The sequence below is a fragment of the Rufibacter glacialis genome (assembly GCF_008271745.1).
Lineage (GTDB): Bacteria > Bacteroidota > Bacteroidia > Cytophagales > Hymenobacteraceae > Nibribacter > Nibribacter glacialis.
In genome coordinates, this window is the sequence record NZ_VKKZ01000016.1 from 1 (window position 1) to 608 (window position 608).

Sequence of the window (608 nt, forward strand, 5' to 3'; positions counted from 1 at the left end):
AACGGTCTCGTATAAAAAACGTGCAAGGCCGTCGGCCGAAGCATGATTTTTATACAATGTTGGCATTAGTTATTTTTTAAAGCTGGTATCACATTGTTTTCTGGGTTCCGTTTAGAATATTGTATCAGTAATGTATCCCCAATTTTAAGGCTATTTTCCCTATCCCGCACGTTGTAAGTGCTATATTGTTCATTGTCGATTGTGAATTTGCATTTAACAAGCCATTGTCCTTCTCTTTTCCTTGATGGCTTACTATACCATTTCTCAACTACAATTCCTTTTGTTGTCGCACCGTAAGTTGAGAATTCGTAATCCGATATTTCTCCAATCCAGAGTCCGAAGGCTGGGCCAACGATTAGAACTGAACCTACCGCCAATCCCAGACTTGTTTTTGTGTTTAGTTGGTAAAATTGTAGCGACTTATAAAGTAAAAAAGGAATTACAGCAAAAATCAGAATGAACGGAAGCCAATGAAACGAGCCTTGTTTAGCAAAAAGCATAAAGTACCCAAGCCCAAAAAATAATATTAACAAGGTGGAAGCAAGAGTAAATAGATAGGCTTTTTTATCCATTAACCATTTGATTTTATATTTTAATTAATGCCAACG

At 36.5% G+C, this 608-nt stretch carries 1 protein-coding gene; it reads right to left on the reverse strand.

Annotation, left to right across the window (positions count from 1 at the left end; genetic code table 11):
* Window positions 1-65 precede the first annotated feature (65 nt).
* Complete coding sequence (locus FOE74_RS04900; RefSeq protein ID WP_149097489.1) at window positions 66-572, reverse strand: hypothetical protein; 507 nt, start codon at window positions 570-572, stop codon at window positions 66-68.
* Window positions 573-608: the final 36 nt, after the last annotated feature.